This is a genomic window from Salimicrobium halophilum (genome assembly GCF_900100295.1).
Lineage (GTDB): Bacteria > Bacillota > Bacilli > Bacillales > Halobacillaceae > Salimicrobium > Salimicrobium halophilum.
In genome coordinates this window covers 248,754-272,540 of record NZ_FNEV01000004.1, presented here as the reverse complement: position 1 = coordinate 272,540, position 23,787 = coordinate 248,754, and the positions used below count along the sequence as shown (strand labels likewise).

Genomic DNA, 23,787 nt, shown 5'->3' with positions numbered 1-23,787 from the left:
TGAACTGCCTGAGCTTTTTGATTTATACACCGCGTTTATTTCCCCATACAAGCGTATGAACCTGGGGTAACACACGTACCCGGTTCAGAGCAGACGAGGCCATCACCTGGTCAATCAGCCACTCGTATTTCGAAAGCAGCGTCGATGCAAGGCCTGACGGTGAATCCTCCTCAAGGTCATCATTCCCCACTTGCAGGAAGAAACTGAGATTCGGGTAGCGCTTATGCACATATTCCGCATAGGCGAGATCTTCTTTATCGAAAATGACGACTTTCAGACTTACGTTTTTCGACCTTCCGGCATCATCCAATTTCTCCAGAATCAAATCGAGCGTCTCCCAGTTCGTGTTCATTTTCGAACTTGGCGGCTTCGGAGAAATGGTGAGGTCATCGATTTCCGTGAACCAGTCCTGCCAGCGGGAGCCTTGCGTCTCAAGCGCGACTTCGATTCCGAGCTCGTGAAGCGGGTCGATCAGTTCGTCCAGACGGGCGAGAAGCGCCGGATTTCCGCCTGAAATCGTGACGTGGTCGAAATGGTCCCCGCCTTCTTCCTGTAATCTTGCGATGATTTCGTCTGCTTCGAGTTTTTCGATCTCTTCTTTCGCACTGCCGTCCCACGTGAAAGCAGAGTCGCACCAGGCACAACTGTAGTCGCATCCCGCCGTGCGGACGAACATCGTCTTCCTTCCGACGACCATTCCTTCTCCCTGGATCGTCGGGCCGAAGATTTCGAGTACCGGGAATTTAGCCATTTCTCATCCACTCCCTTCGAGCTTCGGCATAACTTGTCGGTGTTTCATAAAGGCGGACGAATTCTACGCGGCAACCGTTCGGGTAGTCCGCCAGGGCCGCATCCATTTTTTCATAACACCAGACGACCATGTTCTCGGCCGTCGTGTTCATGTTCGGCAGCGTATCGTTCAGGTAGCGGTGGTCGAGATGGACTTCGATCTGTTCTTTCCAGATCGTTTTGATATCTCCAAAGTCGATGACGAGTCCGATGTCATCGGTGTGACCGCTGATTCCGAAGACGGCTGTATACGTGTGGCCGTGCAGATTCTTGCATTTGCCGTCATAACAGTGCAGATGATGGGCAGCGTCGAAGGTGAATTCTTTGCTGACCATGACCCGCTTGCTGTGATAGTTCAGTTCGTGACGTTTGATATGTTCATCGATTTTCTGAAGGTTTTCTACAATCGTAAATCCGTACATTACGCATGCTCCTCCTGACGTTCAGCGAGGTAGGCATCCAGTCCGTTCTGGCGCAGCTTGCAGGATGGGCATTCGCCACATCCATAGCCGTGGACGCCGTGGTAGCACGTCAGCGTCCGGTCTCTTACATATTCGAAAGCATCCAATTCATCGGCGAGCTGCCACGTTTCTTTTTTATCCAGCCACATGAGCGGCGTATGAACGACGAACGTATCGTCCATCGACAGGTTCAACGTTACGTTCAGCGATTTGATGAAAACGTCGCGGCAGTCGGGGTACCCGCTGAAATCCGTTTCGCACACGCCTGTCACGATATGGCGGGCGCCGATCTGTTTTGCGAGAATCGAAGCGAAGGATAGAAATAGCAGATTACGTCCAGGTACGAAGGTGGACGGCAGTTCTCCGTCTTCGCCGTCTTTCACTTCGATCGATTCGTCGGTGAGAGCGTTCGGAGCCAATTGGCTGATCAGCGACATATCGAGGACGTGATGCTTCAGCCCAAGGTCCTCCGCGATCTCTCTGGCAACGTCAAGTTCTTCGTTGTGACGCTGGTTATAGTTGAAGGTTACAAGTTCAACCTCATCGTAGTGTTTCAGGGCCCAAAAGGTGCATGTCGTGCTGTCCTGGCCGCCGCTGAATACGACGACGGCTTTTTCTGATTGTTTCATGTGTCAACTTCCTTTCCCATTTGAATGTGGAAAGTCTGTCCAACTAAAAAAAGCGACACCTAAGGCAAGGCATCGCTCGTCCTTAGTTTTTTAGAGAGGGTTAGGCTAAGAACCTCTTTATATACAGACTTGTCTATCCATCATAGCATATATGAATAGAAAGGGAACCAGAAAAATTCATAGAATGGCTCAGGGACGGTTTTTCTCTCGAATAAAAGGGAAGATAACAGGGGAAAAGGAGGAATTCCATGGAATACATAGATACGTTATTGAAATTGACCATAAGTCTTATGGCTATCATCATCGTTACGAGACTTCTCGGGAAGAAAGAGATGTCCCAGGTAACGCCGCTCGACTTTGTGTACACTCTTATCCTGGGAGGAATCGTAGATAATGCCTTATATGATACGACCACGTCGCTCTGGGAGATATTATTCGCTCTGGCGGTATGGGGCGTACTTATTTTCATCGTAGAACGAACGACGCAGCGTTTCGATAATTGGAGGTATCTGATGAAAGGGGAACCTTCCATCATCATCAGTAAAGGCAAACTGAACGCCAAAGAGATGAAACGCAATCTTCTGGAGGCGGAGCAGGTACGTACGCTGCTACGGATGCAGGGAGTTTTTTCGATAGCGGAAGTGGAGTACGCGGTTCTTGAAAACAATGGTTCGCTCAGTGTGCTTGAGAAGGCGGGCGGGCAACCGGTGACCCGAGAGGACCAGGGCATCGATTACCACGAGAGTGAGATGTCCTATTTACTGATCGAAGAAGCGAGTATCAATAACGGGACCCTTAAGAAGATAGACAAAGACGAAGAATGGCTCAGAGATGGATTGAAAGAGGAAGGATATGAGGTAGAAGACATCTACTACCTGGAATGGAGCGAACAGGACGGATTCACCATCCAAACCTACAATGACTCCGAAAGTAGCAGATCTACGACATATCACTAATAAATAGCGTATAATAAAAGAAATCAAGTGAAGAGCGGAGGCGATTCTGTGGGGATGATTTCAAGGGTGTGGTGCGGAGAATGCGGCTATTCGGAACATTTCCGTTCCGGAATCGGTATGCGTCACGGCTCATTGGACCGCTGTATCAGTGAGTTTCCTTACTGGGAAAGACAGAAACTGGAGAGTCTGCGTGAAGAGAAAGCGTTGAGCGATTATCATTTCAGTTTTGTGTTAGCCCAGTGTCAGACCTGTCTGAATCTGATGGATAAACCTTTCATCGAATTCCAGTTTCAGAATGGATCGCGCGAACATAGTGGCATGTGCTGCACGTATTGCGAAAGCGAGAGCGTGCGGCTGATTCATGAGGACCGGCTGGATGCCGCGCGCTGTCCTTATTGCAAAGAGAAAAGCCTCGAACAGCAGCTCGAGGGGATGTGGGATTGAGAAGTTCGTTCCGGTTACGGGAGGAGCTTCTTTTTTGTTTGAAAAAAAGTCCTCTCTGCCTGGGGTTGCAGGCGAGAGAGGACCGTGAAATGAGATGAATATTTTCATAAGATGGTGTGACACTGTGGCATAAATTCCGTAATGGGATAAATTTTTTCCTGACGAGAATGAAACTGTCCCATAAATAAACATATGCGGTGATTCTGCTCAAATACTTTTCAAAAAGCGTCGGATAACTGCTTCCTCATGTAATGAATATGCCGAGTATCAAAGCGACGGACAGTCCCACTAACCCGATCAGCGTTTCCATGACCGTCCATGTCTTCAGCGTATCTTTCACGTCCAGACCGAAGAAGCGGTTCACAAGCCAGAAGCCAGAGTCGTTCACGTGGGAAAGAACAGTAGCTCCCGCTGCAATCGAGATGACAATCAGTCCAAGGGCGGCACCTTCAAGACCAGTAACATCGATGACCGGGGAAATGAGACCCGCGGCTGTAACCATGGACACCGTGGCGGATCCCTGTGCGACACGTACGATGGCAGCGATCAGGAAGGCCAGAAGAATCGGTGGCAATGGAGATCCAGCCATCATTTCCCCGAGTACATCCCCGACGCCCGATTCGATGAGCATCTGTTTGAAGACGCCACCGGCACCGGTTACGAGGATGATGATACCTGCAGGTTCCAGCGCTTTCGTTGCGATATCCTGGACTTCCTGACGGGAATAGCCTCTCTTCGTTCCGAGGAAACGGAACGTAAGCAACGTAGCGATGGTCAGTGCGACAATCGGGTTACCGACGAATGTCGTAATGGCTCTCACGGTATGACCTTCCGGAAGAATGATGGTCGACAGTGTGTTAACAAGAATAAGCACGAGCGGTACAAGAATGATAGAAGCGATCATTCCGAACCCTGGAAGGTCTTTTTCATATTCTTTTTCTTCAAAATCCATGTAATCTGGAACGGCCACATCAATGCGTTTCGCAATGTAACTTCCGAACAGAGGACCTGCGATGATCATCGATGGAATACCGGCCAGTATCCCGAAGAAGATGACCCAGCCGAGATCGGCACCGATCAAGTCCGCAACTGCGATTGGTCCAGGTGTCGGTGGTATGTAACTATGAGTAACGGCTAGTCCGGCAAGAAGCGGAATACCGTAGTATAGAAGGGACTTGCCTGCTTTTTTCGCAAGACCGTATACGATAGGGACGAGGATGATGAATCCTACGTCGAAGAATACCGGAATGGCTACGAGGAATCCGGCGATACCAAGCGCCCACTGGGATTTGTCCTCTCCGAATTTACCGAGCAATGTCTGAGCGAGACGTTCGACCCCGCCTGAGACTTCAAGCATTTTCCCGAACATGGCACCCAGTCCGACGACGATGGCGACGAATCCGAGTGTTCCGCCCATTCCTTCTTCGACAGTTGTAATGACTTCCCCGAGCGGCATGCCTGCTGCGATACCGACGAGCAGACTGACGATCATCAATGAAACGAACGCGTGCAGTTTAGTACGAATGACGAGATATAATAGTCCGAAGATCCCTGCAACGGCGATCAGTATTAGCATAGTTGGTGACATGGCTGTTCCCTCCTGTATATGTAAGTGATTTCAATTTTTACTGTAACGCATATACTACATGAAAAATTTTTTCGTTGCAATCGGTTTCAGAAAAATATTTTTCTTTTTGTAAGCGATGACAAAATTATTTTCTTTTTCCCTCCATTCGTATTATGATGAATCTACCAGAAGGAAGAAGGGGAGAAGGTTATGGCAGCGAACGAAAGGAAACATTGTCTGATAAGAATCCGCTCCGAATATCCCCAATTCACCCAGACAGAGAGAAAAGTGGCGGACTATATCCTGGAGCACCCGGAAAGGATCGTGAAGGGGACCATCAATGAAGTAGCCGATGAGATCGGTATCGCCGTGTCCACGGTCTTCCGCTTCTGCAAGACGATGGGGTTCAAAGGATATCAGGATATGAAAATAGAGCTCGCTTCTGAGCTGGTCGGTTCGGAGAAAGAAGAACTGGAGGGAATTCTTGAAACGGATGATGAGGCGAAAGTGACGGAGAAAGTGTTCCGCTCGAACATCCGGACGATGGAAGAAACCTTGGAAGTACTGGACGCTGAAGAAATGGCGAGAGCAGTCGGACTGTTCCTCGAAGCGGAGAAAATAGAATTCTATGGGTGTGGCGGATCGAATATCGTCGCTCAGGATGCTTATCATAAAATGCTACGGACGGGGCTTCCTGTTTTCAGTCAACCCGATACACACATGCAGATGATGTCTGCCTCTCAGATGAAAGAAACGGATGTCGCCGTCCTCATTTCCCAGTCCGGGTCGACGAAGGATGTGCTGGATATGCTGCACATTCTGAAAAGCAACAACGTACCGGTCGTAGCCATCACCAATTTCGCGAAATCCCCGCTCCGTGAAAGAGCGGACGTCGTCCTTTCGACCGTGGCAGAAGAAGCGGATTACCGGCCGCAGATGCTTTCCGCTGCTATGTCGCAGATGAGCGTCATCGATGCCTTATATGTGAATGTGCTGGTGAAGCGGAAAGAGAAAGGATCGACCGCCTGGGAAAAAATCAGAAATGCGGTGCTCGGTAAGAAGCTGTAGGAAAGCGGATGTTTTGAAATGAAGAGAATAAGAAATCTATAATAAAAGAGAAGAAGAGACGCACTAGGAGGGACAGTATGGATATCAAAGACATCAAACAGTATCGGAAAGCGGACTATGACATCGACGATATGTTCATCGAACGATGGTCGCCCCGTTCTTTCCAGGAGAAGGAAGTTCCGGAGGAGGAACTGATGAGCGTGTTCGAAGCGGCTCGGTGGGCCCCTTCTTCGATGAATATGCAGCCGTGGCGTTTCATTATCGCAAGAACAGAAGAAGACAGAGAGAACTTCCATTCCTTCGTGATGGACGGGAACCTGAAGTGGTGTGAGAAAGCGCCGGTTCTCGCGTTGATCATTTCCGATAAAGAAGCGAAGACGCACGCGTTCGACAGTGGAGCGGCCTGGGGCTTCCTTTCTCTTCAGGCGAGGAAAAAAGGACTGATCACCCACGCCATGGGCGGATTTTATAAAGATAAGGCACGCGAAGTTCTCGGAATTCCTGAAGAGTATGAGGTACAGGCCCTTGTAGCTATCGGATATCAGGATGAGAAAGAAAAGCTTGAAGAAGAAATGCAGAAAAGAGAACAACCGTCCGATCGTCGTCCGGTCGAAGAGTCCGTGATGGAAGGCGAGTTCAGGAAATAAAGGGTAACCCTCCGTTTCTCCAGGTAGAGAAGCGGAGGGTTTTTCTGATTGCGGGACGTTTATGGGAAATATTTTGAAACGAACGGTTGGGAAAAAGCGAATAGAACCGTTCGCTGATAAAATTTTTCTGTGAGTGGACCTCTATTCATTTTGCGGTACGTTCGTGCTGATTTGTGTGCTATGAATGGGAGGCAAATCGATCGGTGCTCTGAAAGGATACGAGTCTTTTGGTTTATGCGATGGTTTTCTGGAGATATCAGAAAAACCCATCGCATATTTATGAATATCCGACGGGTTTTGACCAAAGGAAGGCAAGAACGTTTTATACTGATTTTTATAAGATGAATTTCGCAGCAAATCGCACGAAAACCCCTCATAATCGTAAGCTGTTCAAATGTTCTTCTCCGCTTTTCCTTTTCATGTCTAGCTGCATCACCCAGAAACCCGAGCCATAAGAAGCCAGGATCAGAAAAAAGAAAAGGCGCTTTTGTCTGACCAGGCTTCTTATGACTGAGGTTTCTAAGCGGGGGGATTCCGCTTTTCCTGTCTAGCTGCGAAGAACAGAAGCCCGAAATATAAGCGGCCAACCCTATTTTGGAAAAAGAACGTTCCAAAATGAGGCTCGTCCGCTTATATTTCGGGCTTCTGAACGTTCTTCTCCGCTTTTCCATTCTAAAAAGCAGAGGTCCACCCGGCGTCGGCGGTGATGACAGTGCCGTTTACGAAGCTTGCTTCGTCTGATGCGAGGAAGAGGGCGACATTGGCGATTTCTTCAGCAGAACCGGTTCTCGGAGAGAGTCCATGGGTCATTCCTGCCCGCTTCATTCCCGCTTCGCTTGCTCCCTGCATGGTCGATCCTATATTCGTTTCCACGGCGCCTGGCGCGATGGCGTTGCAGCGGATGCCTTTGTCTGCATACATCCACCCTGTGTTTTTCGTGAAACCGACGACCGCATGCTTCGAAGCAGTATAGATGGCGCCTGCATGAGCGCCATTCATGCCTCCGGTAGATGCCGTATTGATGATGACTCCCTTTTGCTTCTCAAGAAAAAGAGGCAAAGCTTTCCTCGTAGCACGCATGACCCCTTTGGTGTTGATATCGAACACTTTGTCCCATTTTTCATCCGTGATTTCTCCGGCAGGTTCCATGCCATCCATGATTCCGGCGTTGTTCACCAGAATATCGAGCGTTCCGTATTCGTTAACAGCCGTTTCGATCATGTTGTCGATGTCGGATTGATTTGTGACGTTCACGGTGACAGCTGTAGCAGTACCGCCGTGATCAGTGATTTCTTCCACTACTTTCTGAAGTCCTTCCTCATTCATATCTGCCGCTACGACACTTGCTCCTTCGCTTGCGAATTTCAAAGCCATGGCTCTTCCCATGCCGGAAGCGGCCCCTGTGATGATTGCAACTTTTCCTTCTAGTTTCATAACACATCACTCCTTCAGAGGAATTTAATAGACAGGTGTCTATTAATCTATATAGTAAGTATAATGAATGCATAGAGAATAATTCAATTCACAATAAAGAACGTATTGTAAGATATTAGACATTACTTACCACCTTGTAAGGAATCAGGGGAATATCAGACAAAAGAAGGGCAGGTGTAAAAAATGGACAGACGGATCAGGAGAACAAAGCATGTATTCAAAAATACAATTATTGAACTGATGAGAGAAGAAAAGTTCAAAGATATATCAGTAACGGATATCGTTGATAAGGCGGACTATAGCCGGGCGGCCTTTTATACACATTTCAAAGACAAAGAGGCATTGTTGGAGGAAGTGACGGGAGAGGTGCTGGATGATCTGAGTCGGGCCTACGAAGAACCTTACCATGAGGTATACCCATTCTACATCGATCGGCTGAAGCCGGAGAACATCAAAATCTTCCACCATGTCGAAAGGCACAAGGATTTCTACAAAGTCGTCGTCGACTCAGAAGCGCTCCCCGGTTTTCAAAAAATGATAACAGCGAAGTTAAAAGATCTTCTGTTGTTGGATTTCGAACGTCGGGAAGTGGGGACGGAAGTGGAAAAAGAACTGATGGCCGGGTATCAGGCTTACGCAATCTATGGGATGATCATGGAATGGGTAGAGGGAGGATATCGGTACTCTGCCGATTACATGGCCAGGCAGTTGCTTCTGATTTTACGTGAACGATTGCATTGACGTTTATTACCAATTCTCCTCGGGAAAAACCCTCTAGCAATAATAGGAGAGGAGAAAAAACATGACAGCGAATGTAATCGGGTTCGCCCTTCTTGTAATGGGGGTCTTTTTGCTCGTCGGAAAAATGATCAGGGTAAGTGTTCCGTTATTCCAGTCTCTGTTTCTGCCGAGTTCCATCCTGGGAGGGTTCGCAGCGCTTCTGCTTGGGCCTCAGGTCCTCGGCAATCTATTGGAACCTCTGACCGGAGAGGATTCTTTTTGGAGTACAGGCCTGTTTACAGAAGGAATAACAGAAGTGTGGGCAGCTCTACCGGGATTGATGATCAACGTCATTTTCGCTTCATTGTTCATCGGGAAGAAAACCCCATCTCTTAAGAAAATATTGAATTACGGTGGTCCCCAATTGGCGTTCGGCTGGACCGTGGGATGGGGGCAATATGTCATTGGTCTACTTATCGCTGTGCTGATTCTGACCCCATTCTTTGGTATCCCACCTATGGCTGGTGCGTTGATCGAGATAGGTTTCGAAGGTGGACATGGAACAGCGGCAGGGATGCAGAGTACGTTCCAAGAGCTTGGCTTCCCGCAAGCATATGATCTCGCTGTAGGTCTTGCTACCATCGGTGTGCTGTCCGGTGTGATTGTAGGAATTATTCTTATTAATATTGCGGCCAGAAAAAAACAGACAGCTATCGAAATGGACGAGAACTCTTTTTCCGACCTTCAAAAGCTCGGAATCCGTGAATTTGAAAATCGGGAAGCGGCCGGTAAGATGACAGTTCGTTCCGAATCGATTGAACCACTTTCGTTTCACGTAGCGATGATCAGTATCGCTATATTGATCGGCTACGGAATTCAGCAGGCATTCATCGGTTTGGAAGCCATCACTTGGGGACCGTGGACGGATACGTATGTGATGACGTATATTCCTCTGTTTCCATTGGCGATGATCGGAGGAATCCTGTTGCAGTTGTTCCTCGATCGTTTTGACCGATTCAATCTGGTGGATCGTCAGATGGTGATGAGGGTACAGGGGCTTTCGCTCGACGTGCTTATTTTGACTGCAATCGCTACGATTTCTTTGGCAGTCATCGGAGAATACTTTGTACCGTTCCTGCTTCTGGCCATCGCCGGTATCGGATGGAACGTTCTGGCCTTCAAGCTGTTTGCTAAGAAGATGATTCCGTCCTATTGGTTCGAAAGGGCCATCGGTGACTTTGGACAGTCGATGGGGATCACAGCTACCGGTCTTCTTCTCATGAGAATCGTCGACCCGAATGTCGAGACACCGGCTCTGGAGGCCTTCGGTTACAAGCAGCTGATTTACGAACCCTTCCTGGGCGGTGGTCTTGTCACAGCGCTTTCCGTGCCACTTATCTACTCGCTTGGGCCGATTCCGTTTCTCATTTTCGCCTTCCTGATGTCTCTGATCGGCTGGGCAGCAGGTATTTTCTATTTCGGAAAACAAAACACAGAATCATTTTGATTAATAAGACGCCCGTGTTTCATCGCCACAGGTGTTGTGTAACTATTATAAATGGAGAGCAGAAGACATAGAAAAGGCGACGGATCCGTCGCCTTTTCTAATGCGTTCATTTTCTCTGGTTTTGAAAGATGGCCATCATATAAGCGTCGCGGTAAGCGCCATTGGTGAAGAAGTGTTCTTTCATTTCCCCTTCGACGTGGAACCCGACTTTTTCGTAAATGTGGGCGGCAGGCTTATTTTCTGTAGCTACAACGAGGTGGATTTTATGTAGGTTCAGGGTGCGGAATCCGTAGTCCACCATCATTTCCGTTATTTCTGTAGCGTAGCCATTACCCTGGTATACCGGATCGATCATAATCCCGAATTCTGCGTTGCGGTGGATAGGATCAATGTCGTACAAGCCTGTCAGACCGATGCTTTTTTCGTCTTTGCAGATGACGAACCGGCGATGCTTGTCTGATTCCTTCATCTGATCATACCCACTGGTGATCCGGTCCTGGGGGAAGTGGGCTTCGAGGAACCAGTAGTCCATGATTTCCTTCTGGTTATACAGTTTGTGCATGAAAGGGATGTCGTCTTTTTCGAGAGGACGTACCCGAATGTGATTGTCCATATACTTCGCCTCCTGCATCTATCGTAGCAGAACTGTGACTTTTTGGAAAAGAAAAGAGAGGGAGCATGAGGAAATGGAAGGAATTATGTATAGAAAGGTTTCATAAAAAGAAATATAAGGAAAGGTATAGTAATTACGTTAGAATAGGGAGTGAGCACGTATGATCCGTACGATTTTAATGATTATCGGTTTGATTGTAGTTATCAGCTTTATTATTTCCCTGCTATAATAATTATCCATAAGAAATAGGAAACTCCCGTACTTCTGACACACAGAAATGCGGGAGTTTTTCATGTTTTCGTTTTGCTTCTCAATTCGCCAGTAATTTTTCCAGATGCTTCACCGTAGGAGTCAGGTTGACGAGGAAATAGGTTTCTCTCAGTCTTCGTGCGGGAGCACTGATGTTCAGATATCCCGCTCCTCCATTGTGGATCATGCTTGCATTGGCGGCTTTCAGAGTCAGGTACGTAATGCCGAGTCTCTGTTTTACGAGCGTTTCCCACGTAATTCCTTCTTCTATCGTCTGGTAAACCTCCTGGCGTCTCACGTTCCATTCTTCTTCCAGCTCTTCCGGTTGTACAGGCAGGTACTGGTTACAGCCAGCCTGTTTGTTGCTGATTTTCTTCATCGAATGGATCGAAGCTTCGGTTACCCCGAGTCCCAAAGGAATCTGATACATCAGGAAATACGGACGCACCTTTTCCACGAAGGCATCGGCATCTTCTGAAACGACGAAGTCATCCGGAATGAAAGCGTCGTTAAATTTCAATCGGTACGTAGCGCTGCCGTTGATCCCCATGTAGTCGACTTTTTCCTTCATCGTGATTCCTTCTGTGTCGCAAGGAACGAACAGCATCACTCTTCCTCCGTCGTCGGTTTCAGCCACAGCACCGAACCAGTGGTCCTCGCCGAGGTTGGAAACCGAAGGAAGGGTGCCGGAAAGGACATAGCCCCCTTCTGTACGTTTCGCTTTCAAAAGGAGCCTTTCGAGCTCCCCGTAAAATTTCATCGGATTGGATAAACCGGTTCCGGCCAGTACAGCCCCATCTTCAAGAGAAGGAAGCACTTCTTCTTGCAGATACCGGTTTGTCGTGTGTCTTACATACGTGAGAGCCGCCAAGTGACACCAGAGAGTGAAACCGGTAGTCATGCAGGCGTGCGAAACGTCTTCCATCAAGCGGAATTCACGGAGAGAGACATCCGTTTCGGATAACGAAGCTGACCGGAGCCACCCGTTTTCACCCAGTTGCTTCAAAAAATGCTTCGGGTAATGATGCTCAAGGTCGATGTTGGAAACAAGAGGTTTGAGCTCTTGCTGGATGAGGTCTTGCCACTTCTGTTCTTCGGGGCGGGTTGCAACGTTTCCCATAGTAATGCTCTCTCCTTTCTCCGTTTATTTGTCGTTCGAGATTTCCGTAATGGAGTCCACAGGTGTTTTGACAGCGTCGCGTGCACGCTGGACAGCATCTTCATCAGGAGCGTCGTAGAAGCAAAGGCATTTGGACATATCTTCACATACATACGTCCGCTCGAACGATACTTCCGGTACTTCCGCATAATGTACAGAATTCTTCTTCTTCCGTGCGAGGTAGTCATCCATCGAGAGATCTTCAGGCAGGTTCCACTGAACGAGGTAGTTGACCTTGCTTGCCTGATTTTTTACTTCTTCCAGATCTTTTCCGACGAGACGTACGTCTTTGACCAGATCCGGCTGTACACCGTTCTGTTTCAATGTTTCTACCAGAGATTCTTCGTCTTCATTTTCAAAAATGAAAAACGCGCGGGAGAAGTCTTTGGCTACTTGAACTTCGATCAGGTTGCCGCCACGGTTCTGGACGACTTCTTGCAGGTTGTCGGTTTTAGTCTTAAGATCTTCTTCTGTTGCAATACCTTCTAAGGGCGTTTCTACTAAAAATAAGCTCATAATCATTCATTCCTCCTAAAACTTATAAAAATAATCGGGATTATCTTTAAAGTTATCTTATTACACTAAGTTCAAAAAATCAACCTAGTAGACCGATTTATGTTAAAATATTCTTATGAATTGATGAGTGAAAGGATGTTTAGGCATTGAAGGAAAATTATAAATTACCCTGCAACATCGCTCAGACGCTGAATATCGTGGGAGATCGCTGGACCCTTTTGATTCTGCACGAAATTCTCGTCGGCGCTTCCACATTCAATGAAATCAAGAAAGGGCTGACAGGTATTTCTTCCAATCTTCTTTCGGATCGACTGAAGTATCTCGAACAGAGTGAGCTGGTATCTGTGTCTTTGTATTCCGAGCATCCGCCGAGGTATAGCTATTCGTTGACCGAGAGCGGAAAGGAACTCGAACCGGTCTTCCATTCCCTGTTGATCTGGGGACGTAACAACCTGGACAAGTGTTACAAGAAGCTGGTCCACGAAGCTTGCAACCATGAAGTGGAGCAGACTTTCTATTGTGCTCACTGTGATACGAGTGTAGAGGAAGAAGACCTGGTCGTGCTTCCGGTGGAAGAGGAGGTCAGTTCAAGAGCGTAAGTAAGAAAACCCGGCGTAGGCCGGGTTTTTTGTATAGTGGAGAGCTTATGGTAATGTGATGATTTTCACCGGAATGTTTGGAGAAACTGTCCTGTATTTTTTGTTATGGGATGATTTGGGGTGGTATTCCGTGAAATTATCGTCCATTCCTACTTTCATGCGATAGTTTTCGCGAAAGTCTCGTGAAAACTGTCGCATAAACAGCTCTCCCTCACTCCCTCAACAGGGTGATTTCACTTTTCTAACTCCATTGACGGCCGACCCATGCTTCAAAGAGGTGGACGGACTTATCAAGAAGCAGCCCGAGCACACCGATGAAGATGATACCGGCGAGGACAAGATCCAGATCCAGTGCATTCCGGGAGTCGATGATCAGATAGCCGAGACCGGACTGGGCTCCGACCATTTCACCGGCGACAAGGAAGATCCACCCGGTACCGATAGCGATATGCAGGCCGTTCACAATCGTCGGGAAGGCGGCAGGCAGGATGATTTTATACATCAGCTGCGGCTGTTTGATTTCAAGGTTCTGAGCCAGTTTCAAGTAAGTCTCATCCACCCTTTTGACGGCAGCCACTGTAGTCAGCAGCACTGGGAAAAAGGCTGCGATGAAAATGATGACGATCGCCGGCATGTCACCGATGCCGAACCATAGGACGATGAACGGGGTCCAGGCGATAGGAGCAACCGGACGAAGCACCTGGACAATCGGGTCCGTAATCGCCCAAATCCTTTGCGTGCGCCCGAGTATCAACCCGAGCAGGACTGCTGAACATACTGCCGCCAGATAACCGGTGAAAAAGCGGAAGAGACTGACCTGGATATGTTCAAAGATGACACCGCTCCGGACCAGCTCCACGATGCCTTCTCCCACCTTCAGCGGAGAAGGGAGCAAAGCTTCCGGGTAATTTCCGATCCATATGATCAATTGCCATACGAGAAGGAGGATGGCGATTGCGGTTAGAACGTTTATCAATTTATACGTAAAGCGTGATTGCATTACTGAGCCTCCTCCAATAAGGAAGTATCCACAAAGTCTTCATACGCCGGTGGATCCTCCGTCAGATCCATCTCCCGCATGTTTTCCGTCAAAACATTGTAGTCTTCTTTTCTGATTTTCAATTCATCATACGAAATCCACCCAAGGGATAATTCCAGAGCTTCGTCTGTTACGTTCAAGTACTTTTTGTGAATATCGCTGGATTCCTCATGGCTATGACCGGCAGCTTCCCCGGCTTCTTTGTAGCCTGTCACGAATTCTTGAGCAAGGTCGGGGTGATTTTGAATCAGGTCGTTACGAAGCACAAGCGCACAGCATAAAGAATGGGGCCACAACTCCTCGGACTGATACAGTACTTTCCCGTGATCCATCGTGACGCCGAGAGCACCGAACGGTTCGGCTACGATATAGCTTGAGATCTGCCCGGTGGCAAGAGCCGACGGCATTTCCGGAGGTGGCATTTCGACCATATGGACGTCATCGTAGGTCATATCCCCCTTGTCGAGCATACGTTTCATAAGGATATTATGAGAGGAGAGCGTATGCGGGATGGCTACAGATGTCCCTTTGAGATCTTCCACGCTATCCACTTCGGGAGAGACAACGGCAGCATTCCCGTCTTTATGGCCGAGGGCTACAGCTTTCAGGTCGATTCCTTTCTCCTTCGCTTTCATCGCCAGCTCCACAAGCACGGACGCCCCGTCGATTCTCCCGGTATTAAGAGCATCCATCAATTCGATCCACGATCCGAATTTTACGAGTTCGATTTCAGCTCCACCGGCATAGGTACCGTTCAGTTCTTTTTCAAAATATAAAGGAGCAGCATGCGTGATCGGGAGATAGCCGATTTTCAAAGTCGATTTCTCTCCGGCCTGACTCGTACCGCAGGCAGAGGTGAACACCATGGTTAGGGTAATCATAAGAATGGCTACGTTCGTTTTACTCATCGTCTGCTTCTCCTTTCAAATTTGGAATTCGGGCTGGTGTACAGGTTGATTGAAGTGGAACTCTTCAAAGATCATCTTCCGGTAATGCTGGAAATCGCTATGGCTCCGGTCCCGAGGTTTCGAGGTGTTGATGACTATCTCTTTACTGATCATCCCGGGCGACGGCTTCATGACGAATAGGCGGTCCGACAGATAGACAGCTTCGTCGATATCATGGGTAACAAGCACGATTGTAGTCCCTTCTTTTTCCTGGAGACGTAATAATTCATTCTGAAGGTGATAACGGTTGAACGTGTCGAGAGCCGCAAATGGTTCATCCATCAGAATCAGCTCAGGCTTCATCGCAAGCGCTCTCGCGATAGCCACGCGCTGTTTCATTCCACCTGATAATTCGCCGGGGAACTGATGGTAGCTGTTCTCAAGTCCGACCAGCTTCAGGTATTCCAGACTCCGCTCCCGTCGTTCTTTCTGTGATACCTTAAGTGGTTCAAGGCCGAGTTCGACATTTCTGACGACAGACCTCCATGGCAACAATCCATAGTCCTGAAAAAGCATGACACAATGTCTTCCAGGTTCGAGAACTTTGTCTCCGTGTATGCGGATTTCTCCTTGTGAAGGTTTTTCAAATCCGCCAATAAGGTTCAGGATGGTACTTTTGCCGCAACCACTCTGCCCAAGGATGGAAATGAATTCTCCTTTTTTCACATCCATCGATATATTCTTAAGTACGACTTCTTCGTCTTTCGCTTTATGAAAAGACTTATGGACATCATCCATATGGACAAGTGGCTCTGTATGATCCGCATTCATTGAATCTCCTCCTCAATTTCTTTAATTCTTATGAGTTTAGTCGGCTTTAGTTGTTAGTAATCATAATATAGCAGGTTCAAAAAATCAACCTTTAAAATGAAAAGAGGAATCCCCCTGTTCAGGAACTTGTTTCAGATCCGCAAATAGTCGGGATAGCTCCGCAAATAGCTATCGAATCCCGTCGAAGGTCCGCAAAAAAGCCTACCAAGTCCGCGAAAACGCCCGGCATGTCCTCAAATTGAAAAATCATCTCAAGACCAGCACATAAAAAAACCTTACACCAGGAGTTGGTGTAAGGTTACATCGTCTTCTTTAAATCACAGCAAGATAAATTGAAATAATTGCGGATCTCTTCAAGATCATCGTGCGGAATGAGGGTACCTTTATAATGCTGAGGTTCATTGATTCCAGTAAGGAGAATCGTATCTCCCGGTAATGACTTATCGATACATTCGTAAATCGCTGCTTTTCGACTGGGAGCTGTGGTCACTTTCTTAGAAGAAATCATCGGCGATAGTGCTTCTTTCATTGCTGTTAGGACGTCTCCCGGTTCTGTGTATCCGACTTGTTCTGCTCCAAGTACAATTTCGTCTATATCAGGTCCGATCTTCTGCGTCATGTGCTTCGCTTTCTCAAGTCCCCGAAGACCGATGCCATTCACCATAGCGATCAGCTTCCCGTCTGTCAGAGTTCGAGCGGCATCGAGCGTCTGCTCCAGCGCTACAGGTGTATGGGCGAAATCAAGGATGAAGCGCCGGTCACAAATGGTTACAATCTGAAACCTGTTTCTAAGAGGAGGGATGGAAAACACCTCTTCGACAATCCGTTCCATGTCCACTCCTTTCGAGTAAAGAACGGCACAGGCACTCATAACATTATAAATGTTGTGCTCCCCGACAAAAGGAGTGTACACATCATATACACGACCATCGGCGTATAGGTGAAAGCGACTGCCGCTTTCGTCATAAACGATGTTCTCTCCGTAAAGGTCTGCTTCCGGATGACGCAAGCTGAAGGTCACTGTCGGCTTTCCTTTCTCAGCGAGACCACGGAAAGCGGGCTCGTCCAGCGAGTAGATGAGCGTCTCGGCCGCTTCTGCAAGTTTCATTTTACTCTGTAAATAATGATCGATGGTCTTGTGATAGTCCATATGGTCCTTGCTGAAGTTCGTGAAAATGCCGACATTTACGGGGAAGAACGCTGTCCGTTTCTGATCGAGAGCGATCGATGTCGCTTCGAAAACCATGGACTGGTACTCTTCTTCTTTGAAGGTATGGATGATCCGCGCCAGTTCTGGTGCCTCCGGGGTCGTCGGAGTCGTTTTATGGTAATCTCTGTGGCGAAGTTCATGGGTCATCACACCTTCTGTGCCGACAGAGCCGGTCTTGAATCCTAATCGGTTAAGGAGAGAGGAGACCAGGTAGGTGACGGTGGTCTTGCCATTAGTCCCGGTCACCCCGTAAAATTCCATGTCTTCGTAAGCTTCCTGGTACACTTTTTGTAGAAGGGTCGTCATCACTGCAGAAAGATCCTGGACGACGATGAACGTTATGTGCGGAAAGTCGCTGTACTTTTGTAACAGCTCCTTTTCCGTTGCAATCACGCATATCGCTCCGTTTTCCACGGCTTCTTCTATGAAATCAAGGCTGTTCAGGCGTCCGGACCTGCAAAAAAATACGCCATCGTCATTCGGCACCGCGGAGTGCAGGCTGAATTGACGAATCGGCAGGTCGAGGGGGCCGATGGAGTCTATATAGTGAGGCTGGATGGCTTCTTTTAAATTAATCATGAGGGATGCCCTTTCTGTCATTTGAAGTCGTTTCATGTCCTTTCCCTATCGGAAGAGTATTGAAACGTTAAATGTTAAACTGGAACAGGAATCTGTGCGTAAGGGATGTGTTGGAATGGGTGTGTTTGTCGAAGTCGTTTTGCCTGTATTGGCTGTATTCCTGTCCGGTTTTGTTCTCCAGAAATCTGTACGTCTGGATATCAAATCCGTTTCTACCGTAGGAATGTATATCATGCTTCCCTGTCTGGTGTTCGAAACGTTCTATACTGCGGACCTGAATCAGGGGTATGGCATGATGCTTGTCTTCTCGCTTCTTCTTTTGATTATTATTTTAGGAATCAACAAAGTATATGCATGGTGGAAAAACTATGAATCGTCCACGGAGAGTGCGCTGATTCTTTCGACGGCTTTCATGAATTCAGGGAATTACGGCTCCCCGATCATTCTGTTCGCTTTCGGAGAGCAGGGGTTCATCTATGCGGTTTCTCTCATGGTCATGCAGTCGATCATCATGAATTTTTTCGGAGTGTATTACGCTGCCAAAGGAGTGGCCGGGCTGAAGATAGCTGTAATGTCCGTGTTGAAAATGCCCCCTACATACGCTGTGTTATTCGCATTTTTCATGAAATTCACCAACATACCTCTGGGTGGGAATGTCTTAGGTATCATTGAACTGGTAGCGGCCGCCACAGTTCCGACAATCATGGTGGTCCTCGGAATGCAACTCGCGGAAATACGGATGAGATCGATGGAGTGGATGAAGATTTCTTACGCTTCGACGGTACGTCTACTCGTTTCCCCGGTGATTGCCCTTTGCCTCGTGGCTGTACTGCCGATGAGTGATCTTATGGCGAGCGTGCTGGTGATCCAGGCAGCGATGCCTTCAGCGGCTACGACGACGATCTATGCCGTGCAGTTCGATTCCCGCCCGGAGCTCGTATCGAGCATCACCCTTGTGACGACGCTTTTGAGTGTCATAACTGTACCATTACTGCTGATTATGTATATATAAGTTTTTTCGTTATACAAAAAGGGAAACTCCTCCTTAGTAAATAGGAAAGAACTAGTCAACAGTCAGCAGAGGAGGAGAAGAAAATGGGGATGTCGATCCACACGGACGATCGGGTGAAAGAAGAAATAAAACCTTGGGTACGAAGACTTGCAAGAACGGGATACATGGCCAAAGGATTTGTCTATATGGTCGTAGGTATACTTTCTCTTCTTGCAGCTCTTGGCTTCGGAGGCAAGACGACGGGTACATCCGGAATGTTTCAGTCTCTAGCGCTTATGCCGCTTGGAAATATTCTCGTATGGCTTACCGGTATCGGTCTATTCATGTATATCTTATGGGTGCTCATAAAGGCGATCAATGATCCAAAAGGTGAGGGGAAAAGCCCGGGAGCATTGATCAAACGCTTCGCTTATCTTATCAACGCTGCGATTTATGGAACGCTTGCTGTTCAAGCTATCAGAATCGCTCTGAATGCGGCGACCGGCAGCAGTGGCAATTCCAATCAGACACTTTCGGCCAGGTTGCTCGAACAGCCATTCGGTCCCTGGATCGTCGGCGGTCTCGGAGCGATTGTCATCGGTTATGGTGTGGTTGAGCTAATCACCGGTATCACGAGGAACTTCATGAAAAAGTTCATACTCGGAGACATGGATGATCACGAGAAGAAAATCGCAAAGAATTCGGGAACGATAGGACTTACCGCCCGTGGCATTGTACTTGGACTTATCGGCTTTTTCTTTATTCAAACAGCTATCACCCATGATCCGGATCAGGCGAAAGGACTGGACGGTGCCCTTTCGGAAATAGCCAGTCAACCGTTCGGTCGCTGGTTGCTCGGCTTCGTTGCACTTGGGTTAGTGCTGTACGGTGTCTATCAAATCACCCGTGGACGGTATGAACATATGCAATTCGGTAAAAAAGAGAGGGAGAAGTCATGACGAAAGCGATGCTGATCATCAACCCTTCTTCCGGCCAGGAAAAAGGGCTTTCTTTTGAACAGGAAGCTATAGATGCACTGAAGAAGCGCCATGAGGAAGTGATCGTGAAATATACAGAAGGAGAGAACGACGCTCATCGCTTTGCAGAGGAGGCGTGTGAAGAGCGTTACGATACCCTCGTGTCCATGGGCGGAGATGGAACGATCAATGAAAGTATCAATGGACTTGCCGAGAAAGAATACATTCCGGATTTCGGCTTCGTCCCGCTCGGAACGGTGAATGACTTTGCAAGAGCCCTTGGAATCCCGATGAAGGAAAAAGAGGCGATCCGTCTTCTGGAGAATCCTGAAGCGAAGCCTGTGGATATCGGAAAAATCGTTGGGGAACGCTATTTCATGAATGTTCTTGCTGTCGGAGCCATTGCAGAAGCGACTTATCGCGTGAGCCCTGAACAAAAGTCGAAGTTCGGATCTCTTGCATATCTTATAGAAGGGGCACGTGCTTTCAAGAATGAAACTCCTTTTGATCTGGAAATCACGTACGATGGAAACAGATGGGAAGGGGAAGCGTACCTGATGCTTGTAGCACTGACGAACTCGGTAGGCGGTATCGAGTCGTTCGCTGAACACGCGGACGTTAATGACGGAGCCTTCCACGTATTTATATTGAAAGAATTGTCCCTCCCTAAGGTCGTAACACTCATCCCTGATTTATTCCGGGGAGAACTGAAGAGTAACGAGCAGGTGGAATACTTCAAAGCTTCGGAATTGAGCGTTTCTTCCGGAGAGGATCTCGTCGTGAATATCGATGGAGATGAAGGGATGCCATTGCCGTTTGAAGCAAGCGTGTTGCATAATGAGTTGAATGTATTCGTTCCTGATAAGTGACGGATGCTAGAAAAAAAAGAATTAAAGCTGTCAAACCCCAGGTCCTATGTTAAAATAGTCCTTAAAATTCGTTAGAGAGAAGGATGGGGTTATGAGCGTAAATAAAAGCGAGGTTCAAGTTATGGATAATCTGGTTACAGCCGATGATATTCGGGAAGCGGCGAAGACGGTGCAGGAAGCCGCAATCCATTCGCCACTCCTGAAAGATGAAGTATTATCAAGGCGTTATGAATGCAATGTCTATCTGAAACGTGAGGACTTGCAACCCGTGCGTTCATTCAAAATCCGCGGGGCCTATAACCTTATCAAGAACTTGAGTGAAGAAGATCGTGAGAAGGGTGTCGTATGTGCAAGTGCCGGAAACCACGCGCAGGGAGTTGCGATGTCCTGTCAGAAACTCGGAATCAAAGGGAAAATATTCATGCCGACGACCACGCCAAGGCAGAAAATTTCCCAGGTCGCCTTTTTCGGAGGAATGTGGGTAGACGTCGTCATCACCGGTGATTCTTTCGACGAATCTTATAAGGAAGCCCGCAAAGCTTGTGATGAAGAAGGGATGACATTTGTTCATCCATTCGATGACAAGCGGACCATAGCAGGGCAAGGTACTATCGGAAAAGAAATCATGGACGATATGGACGAACCGATTTCCCACGTGTTCATGAGTGTGGGTGGCGGAGGTCTTTCTTCAGGCGTCGGTACGTATATCAAAGATCAGTCCCCTGATACGAAGATCATCGGTGTCGAACCTGCGGGTGCTTCTTCGATGAAAACGTCTCTGCATCAGGGAGAAGTCGTGACCCTCGAATCAATCAATAAATTCGTGGACGGAGCTTCGGTGGCGAGAGTCGGAGATCTCACGTTCAAAATCGCCCAGAAGATCATGGAAGATGTCGTCAGCGTGCCTGAGGGTAAGGTGTGTACGACAATCTTAAGTCTTTATAACGAGAACGCCATCATCGCGGAACCTGCCGGAGCAATGCCGGTAGCGGCTCTCGATTTTTATCGGGAAGATATCAAAGGGAAAAATGTCGTCTGCGTCATCAGTGGAGGAAACAATGATATCTCGCGGATGCAGGAGATGAAAGAGCGTTCCCTCATTTATGAAGGGCTGAAGCACTATTTCATCGTCAATTTCCCACAGCGTGCCGGTGCTCTTCGTGAGTTCATGCTGAATGTGCTCGGTGAGACGGATGACATCACCCGCTTTGAATACACGAAGAAGAACAACCGTGAGAAAGGTCCGGTTCTTGTCGGCATCGAGCTGAAGCAGTACGACGATTACGACGGGCTGGTTCAGCGGATGGAAGAGAACGGATTCACCTATACAGAACTGAACAAAGACCAGGAGCTCTTCAATCTCCTCGTCTAGCATTTGCAGGGTCCCTCCGAAGTTTCGGAGGGATCTTTTTTGTAGATGAGGATGGTTGGTTGGGGCTGTAATGGGATAGATTTTTTAGGTTCATGGGGAAAAATACCTCATAAAATCGGGAATGCGATATTTTTCGTGATGAAGAGCGGGAAAATATCGGATAGCTTGAAGTATGAGGTGCTTTTTTAAAAAAAGCCTCGGGATAGTGTATCATTCTACGAATGCAAAAAGAAATCCCCGGCTGGGAGGGAGCCGGGGAAGAAATCGATATCTACGGATGATAATGGATTTTATTGAAACTATTTAATGGAAAAAACATGAATCCATTTTTAAATTATACGTAATAAGTGCCGCGATACCTTCCTTTCTGTTCGAAATTGCCTGCAAGCACTCGCTGAATCCGTTCCTTTGAAACTGTCCTCTCGCACCAGTCATAAACCCGGCCGGTAGTGAGGGGATCTGCGGGGAAGAGAGCTTCCAGTTCCTCTGCAGCTTGCAGCACCAGGGAAGAAATGGAAGAGGTAGAGCCACATTTGTCACACGTGCAAACCTTTGTTTCTGAATGCACGGGGGAGTGGCACCCGGGGCACAACAACCCTTTCTGAAAATCGTCATAGTGATAGGAAGGGAAGTCGGAATTCGGTTGGTCTTTTTTGTGAAGGGAACTAAGTAGATCTGCCAGCGCATCGGCATATCTAGGAAGGGGGATACTGGATCCCAGGTTTCTGACATGCTGATCCCACTGGGAAAGAAAAATGAATTCGCGGATGGGCGGTGCCTGATACAGGAAGAATTGTGGGTGGGGGAATACGAGATAAGCATGGACGGAGAGGGAAAAATTGTGGTATTCCAGGAACTGGGTGAGTAGCGTTTTAGCCCTCTCTAATTGATGAAGAGGATTTAGAATGGGGGAGCCGGAAGAAAGCTTGAAATCGCCATTTTCGTAAAAATAATCGCCATCGTAATACTTCACTTCATACATATGGATTTCCGTAGCTCTGATGAGGAGGGTGTCGATTTGAAAGGTAGTGCCCCGATGGTTCAAACGCACATCGTTGAGGATGAATTGGTGGCCCGGGATGTTCTCTGTCATGCTGTCGAATAGTTTCTCGCCCTGCCATCCTTTCAGAAGGCGCCTTTTGGTGTCAGCCTCATACGTGGTCAGGGACTTTCGTTTTTCCAGAGCTTCGAGAACTTTCAATAGTAGTGGTGGGTGTCGATCTTTTTTGAGCAAAAACATCATCCTTTCCTGTAAGATGTTTCTTATTATACCCTATTTTTCTACAGAAAGAGCTTTTGTTTTCAAAAAATCTTTGGGGAAGATGCTTTGGTTTCAGCTGTGCAGGAATTATGGAGTGTTTTTTCCTGTTTGTAACGACAGAATTGCCTTATTAGAATTGTAATCCGATAAAATTCTTCTAAATGAGTAGGAAATTACGGCATTCGGAAAGGAATGAGACGATTTTCGATCTTTTGACTGAATTTTCATCTCAAAGCCTGATTCCTGAAGCGAAGCCAGAGCTTCTAGGCGAGCCTTCTCCGCTTTCCATGTCTAGCTGCGACACCTAGCCCTTAGCGACATAAGTGAAAACCACCCATAAAGAAGAAGGGCGCTTCTTTAGGCTGATTTTCACTTATGCGAGAAGGGCTGAGCAAGGTGTCTTCGCTTTTTTA

The 23,787-nt window shown here is 47.7% G+C and carries 24 protein-coding genes and 1 riboswitch; of the genes, 11 read left to right on the top strand and 13 right to left on the bottom strand.

Translation table 11 applies throughout. The features are described from left to right. Positions 1–22 precede the first annotated feature (22 nt). The 3 genes from queE to queC are packed head-to-tail and all read right to left on the bottom strand — an operon-like array spanning position 23 to position 1,879. Complete coding sequence (gene queE / locus BLQ44_RS08540; RefSeq protein WP_093193472.1) at positions 23–751, bottom strand: 7-carboxy-7-deazaguanine synthase QueE; 729 nt, start codon at positions 749–751, stop codon at positions 23–25. After that, positions 744–1,211, bottom strand: a complete 468-nt coding sequence (gene queD / locus BLQ44_RS08535; protein WP_093193471.1) for a 6-carboxytetrahydropterin synthase QueD — start codon at positions 1,209–1,211, stop codon at positions 744–746. Before queD ends, queE begins: the two co-directional genes overlap by 8 nt. Further along, positions 1,211–1,879 (bottom strand): 7-cyano-7-deazaguanine synthase QueC, encoded by a 669-nt coding sequence (queC, locus tag BLQ44_RS08530; RefSeq protein WP_093193470.1) that lies wholly within the window; start codon positions 1,877–1,879, stop codon positions 1,211–1,213. Before queC ends, queD begins: the two co-directional genes overlap by 1 nt. 76 nt (positions 1,880–1,955) lie before the next feature. Then, positions 1,956–2,001, bottom strand: a riboswitch (PreQ1 riboswitch). Positions 2,002–2,127: 126 nt separating this feature from the next. Here queC and BLQ44_RS08525 point away from each other — a divergent pair. After that, positions 2,128–2,835, top strand: coding sequence for a DUF421 domain-containing protein (locus tag BLQ44_RS08525; RefSeq protein ID WP_093193469.1), 708 nt, complete (start codon positions 2,128–2,130; stop codon positions 2,833–2,835). A 48-nt stretch (positions 2,836–2,883) separates the two neighbouring features. After that, positions 2,884–3,279 carry a hypothetical protein gene (locus BLQ44_RS08520; RefSeq protein WP_093193468.1) on the top strand — a complete coding sequence of 132 codons (396 nt, stop codon included), beginning with the start codon at positions 2,884–2,886 and terminating at the stop codon, positions 3,277–3,279. A 244-nt stretch (positions 3,280–3,523) separates the two neighbouring features. Here BLQ44_RS08520 and BLQ44_RS08515 read toward each other — a convergent pair whose 3' ends face one another. Then, entirely contained in the window at positions 3,524–4,867 is a 1,344-nt protein-coding gene (locus BLQ44_RS08515) for a GntP family permease (protein ID WP_093193467.1), read from the bottom strand. Between the two features lie 189 nt (positions 4,868–5,056). Between BLQ44_RS08515 and BLQ44_RS08510 the strand changes: the two genes are divergently transcribed. Then, the gene (locus tag BLQ44_RS08510) at positions 5,057–5,914 is read left to right on the top strand and encodes a MurR/RpiR family transcriptional regulator (RefSeq protein ID WP_093193466.1); all 858 of its coding nucleotides are present in this window, start codon (positions 5,057–5,059) and stop codon (positions 5,912–5,914) included. Positions 5,915–5,991: 77 nt separating this feature from the next. After that, positions 5,992–6,561 (top strand): nitroreductase family protein, encoded by a 570-nt coding sequence (locus BLQ44_RS08505; protein WP_093193465.1) that lies wholly within the window; start codon positions 5,992–5,994, stop codon positions 6,559–6,561. A gap of 672 nt (positions 6,562–7,233) precedes the next feature. Here the strand turns inward: BLQ44_RS08505 and BLQ44_RS08495 are convergent. Next, entirely contained in the window at positions 7,234–7,995 is a 762-nt protein-coding gene (locus BLQ44_RS08495) for an SDR family oxidoreductase (protein WP_093193463.1), read from the bottom strand. A gap of 183 nt (positions 7,996–8,178) precedes the next feature. Between BLQ44_RS08495 and BLQ44_RS08490 the strand changes: the two genes are divergently transcribed. Further along, the gene (locus BLQ44_RS08490) at positions 8,179–8,736 is read left to right on the top strand and encodes a TetR/AcrR family transcriptional regulator (protein ID WP_093193462.1); all 558 of its coding nucleotides are present in this window, start codon (positions 8,179–8,181) and stop codon (positions 8,734–8,736) included. 61 nt (positions 8,737–8,797) lie between these two features. Continuing rightward, on the top strand, positions 8,798–10,222 hold the full coding sequence (locus tag BLQ44_RS08485) for a sodium/glutamate symporter (protein WP_093193461.1): 1,425 nt from the start codon (positions 8,798–8,800) through the stop codon (positions 10,220–10,222). Positions 10,223–10,328: 106 nt separating this feature from the next. On the opposite strand, the gene BLQ44_RS08480 is transcribed toward BLQ44_RS08485, so the two are convergent. From BLQ44_RS08480 to BLQ44_RS08470, 3 genes are all read right to left on the bottom strand, one after another. Then, positions 10,329–10,835 (bottom strand): GNAT family N-acetyltransferase, encoded by a 507-nt coding sequence (locus BLQ44_RS08480; protein ID WP_093193460.1) that lies wholly within the window; start codon positions 10,833–10,835, stop codon positions 10,329–10,331. A 310-nt stretch (positions 10,836–11,145) separates the two neighbouring features. After that, complete coding sequence (locus BLQ44_RS08475) at positions 11,146–12,204, bottom strand: acyl-CoA dehydrogenase family protein (RefSeq protein ID WP_093193459.1); 1,059 nt, start codon at positions 12,202–12,204, stop codon at positions 11,146–11,148. Between the two features lie 24 nt (positions 12,205–12,228). After that, entirely contained in the window at positions 12,229–12,759 is a 531-nt protein-coding gene (locus tag BLQ44_RS08470; RefSeq protein ID WP_093193525.1) for a DUF4242 domain-containing protein, read from the bottom strand. A gap of 146 nt (positions 12,760–12,905) precedes the next feature. Here BLQ44_RS08470 and BLQ44_RS08465 point away from each other — a divergent pair, with 146 nt between their 5' ends. Further along, a complete protein-coding gene (locus tag BLQ44_RS08465; protein ID WP_093193458.1) occupies positions 12,906–13,358 on the top strand; it encodes a winged helix-turn-helix transcriptional regulator in 453 nt (150 codons plus the stop codon). A 241-nt stretch (positions 13,359–13,599) separates the two neighbouring features. On the opposite strand, the gene BLQ44_RS08460 is transcribed toward BLQ44_RS08465, so the two are convergent. From BLQ44_RS08460 to BLQ44_RS08445, 4 genes are all read right to left on the bottom strand, one after another. Further along, entirely contained in the window at positions 13,600–14,358 is a 759-nt protein-coding gene (locus BLQ44_RS08460) for an ABC transporter permease (protein WP_093193457.1), read from the bottom strand. Then, positions 14,358–15,305 (bottom strand): ABC transporter substrate-binding protein, encoded by a 948-nt coding sequence (locus BLQ44_RS08455; RefSeq protein WP_093193456.1) that lies wholly within the window; start codon positions 15,303–15,305, stop codon positions 14,358–14,360. The genes BLQ44_RS08460 and BLQ44_RS08455 overlap by 1 nt, the downstream gene beginning before the upstream one ends. 15 nt (positions 15,306–15,320) lie before the next feature. After that, the gene (locus BLQ44_RS08450) at positions 15,321–16,115 is read right to left on the bottom strand and encodes an ABC transporter ATP-binding protein (RefSeq protein ID WP_093193455.1); all 795 of its coding nucleotides are present in this window, start codon (positions 16,113–16,115) and stop codon (positions 15,321–15,323) included. Positions 16,116–16,413: 298 nt separating this feature from the next. Continuing rightward, positions 16,414–17,904 carry a Mur ligase family protein gene (locus BLQ44_RS08445; protein ID WP_176757478.1) on the bottom strand — a complete coding sequence of 497 codons (1,491 nt, stop codon included), beginning with the start codon at positions 17,902–17,904 and terminating at the stop codon, positions 16,414–16,416. 115 nt (positions 17,905–18,019) lie between these two features. Here BLQ44_RS08445 and BLQ44_RS08440 point away from each other — a divergent pair, with 115 nt between their 5' ends. From BLQ44_RS08440 to ilvA, 4 genes are all read left to right on the top strand, one after another. Further along, positions 18,020–18,916 (top strand): AEC family transporter, encoded by an 897-nt coding sequence (locus BLQ44_RS08440; RefSeq protein WP_093193453.1) that lies wholly within the window; start codon positions 18,020–18,022, stop codon positions 18,914–18,916. Between the two features lie 83 nt (positions 18,917–18,999). Next, a complete protein-coding gene (locus tag BLQ44_RS08435) occupies positions 19,000–19,854 on the top strand; it encodes a DUF1206 domain-containing protein (RefSeq protein WP_093193452.1) in 855 nt (284 codons plus the stop codon). Then, on the top strand, positions 19,851–20,741 hold the full coding sequence (locus BLQ44_RS08430) for a diacylglycerol/lipid kinase family protein (RefSeq protein WP_093193451.1): 891 nt from the start codon (positions 19,851–19,853) through the stop codon (positions 20,739–20,741). Before BLQ44_RS08435 ends, BLQ44_RS08430 begins: the two co-directional genes overlap by 4 nt. Positions 20,742–20,832: 91 nt before the next feature. Next, positions 20,833–22,113 carry a threonine ammonia-lyase IlvA gene (gene ilvA, locus BLQ44_RS08425; protein ID WP_176757477.1) on the top strand — a complete coding sequence of 427 codons (1,281 nt, stop codon included), beginning with the start codon at positions 20,833–20,835 and terminating at the stop codon, positions 22,111–22,113. Positions 22,114–22,447: 334 nt separating this feature from the next. Here ilvA and BLQ44_RS08420 read toward each other — a convergent pair whose 3' ends face one another. Next, the gene (locus BLQ44_RS08420; RefSeq protein WP_176757476.1) at positions 22,448–23,347 is read right to left on the bottom strand and encodes a nuclease-related domain-containing protein; all 900 of its coding nucleotides are present in this window, start codon (positions 23,345–23,347) and stop codon (positions 22,448–22,450) included. Positions 23,348–23,787 lie beyond the last annotated feature (440 nt).

Bases quoted from the DNA above. Each gene is read 5' to 3' on its own strand.
- BLQ44_RS08510 (WP_093193466.1), top strand. From the start codon at position 5,057: ATGGCAGCGAACGAAAGGAAACATTGTCTGATAAGAATCCGCTCCGAA.
- BLQ44_RS08475 (WP_093193459.1), bottom strand. From the start codon at position 12,204: ATGGGAAACGTTGCAACCCGCCCCGAAGAACAGAAGTGGCAAGACCTC.
- BLQ44_RS08490 (WP_093193462.1), top strand. From the start codon at position 8,179: ATGGACAGACGGATCAGGAGAACAAAGCATGTATTCAAAAATACAATT.
- queD (WP_093193471.1), bottom strand. From the start codon at position 1,211: ATGTACGGATTTACGATTGTAGAAAACCTTCAGAAAATCGATGAACAT.
- BLQ44_RS08485 (WP_093193461.1), top strand. From the start codon at position 8,798: ATGACAGCGAATGTAATCGGGTTCGCCCTTCTTGTAATGGGGGTCTTT.
- BLQ44_RS08505 (WP_093193465.1), top strand. From the start codon at position 5,992: ATGGATATCAAAGACATCAAACAGTATCGGAAAGCGGACTATGACATC.
- BLQ44_RS08430 (WP_093193451.1), top strand. From the start codon at position 19,851: ATGACGAAAGCGATGCTGATCATCAACCCTTCTTCCGGCCAGGAAAAA.
- BLQ44_RS08450 (WP_093193455.1), bottom strand. From the start codon at position 16,115: ATGAATGCGGATCATACAGAGCCACTTGTCCATATGGATGATGTCCAT.
- queE (WP_093193472.1), bottom strand. From the start codon at position 751: ATGGCTAAATTCCCGGTACTCGAAATCTTCGGCCCGACGATCCAGGGA.
- BLQ44_RS08455 (WP_093193456.1), bottom strand. From the start codon at position 15,305: ATGAGTAAAACGAACGTAGCCATTCTTATGATTACCCTAACCATGGTG.
- queC (WP_093193470.1), bottom strand. From the start codon at position 1,879: ATGAAACAATCAGAAAAAGCCGTCGTCGTATTCAGCGGCGGCCAGGAC.
- BLQ44_RS08435 (WP_093193452.1), top strand. From the start codon at position 19,000: ATGGGGATGTCGATCCACACGGACGATCGGGTGAAAGAAGAAATAAAA.
- BLQ44_RS08470 (WP_093193525.1), bottom strand. From the start codon at position 12,759: ATGAGCTTATTTTTAGTAGAAACGCCCTTAGAAGGTATTGCAACAGAA.
- BLQ44_RS08495 (WP_093193463.1), bottom strand. From the start codon at position 7,995: ATGAAACTAGAAGGAAAAGTTGCAATCATCACAGGGGCCGCTTCCGGC.
- BLQ44_RS08445 (WP_176757478.1), bottom strand. From the start codon at position 17,904: ATGATTAATTTAAAAGAAGCCATCCAGCCTCACTATATAGACTCCATC.
- BLQ44_RS08440 (WP_093193453.1), top strand. From the start codon at position 18,020: ATGGGTGTGTTTGTCGAAGTCGTTTTGCCTGTATTGGCTGTATTCCTG.
- BLQ44_RS08480 (WP_093193460.1), bottom strand. From the start codon at position 10,835: ATGGACAATCACATTCGGGTACGTCCTCTCGAAAAAGACGACATCCCT.
- BLQ44_RS08460 (WP_093193457.1), bottom strand. From the start codon at position 14,358: ATGCAATCACGCTTTACGTATAAATTGATAAACGTTCTAACCGCAATC.
- BLQ44_RS08525 (WP_093193469.1), top strand. From the start codon at position 2,128: ATGGAATACATAGATACGTTATTGAAATTGACCATAAGTCTTATGGCT.
- ilvA (WP_176757477.1), top strand. From the start codon at position 20,833: ATGAGCGTAAATAAAAGCGAGGTTCAAGTTATGGATAATCTGGTTACA.
- BLQ44_RS08515 (WP_093193467.1), bottom strand. From the start codon at position 4,867: ATGTCACCAACTATGCTAATACTGATCGCCGTTGCAGGGATCTTCGGA.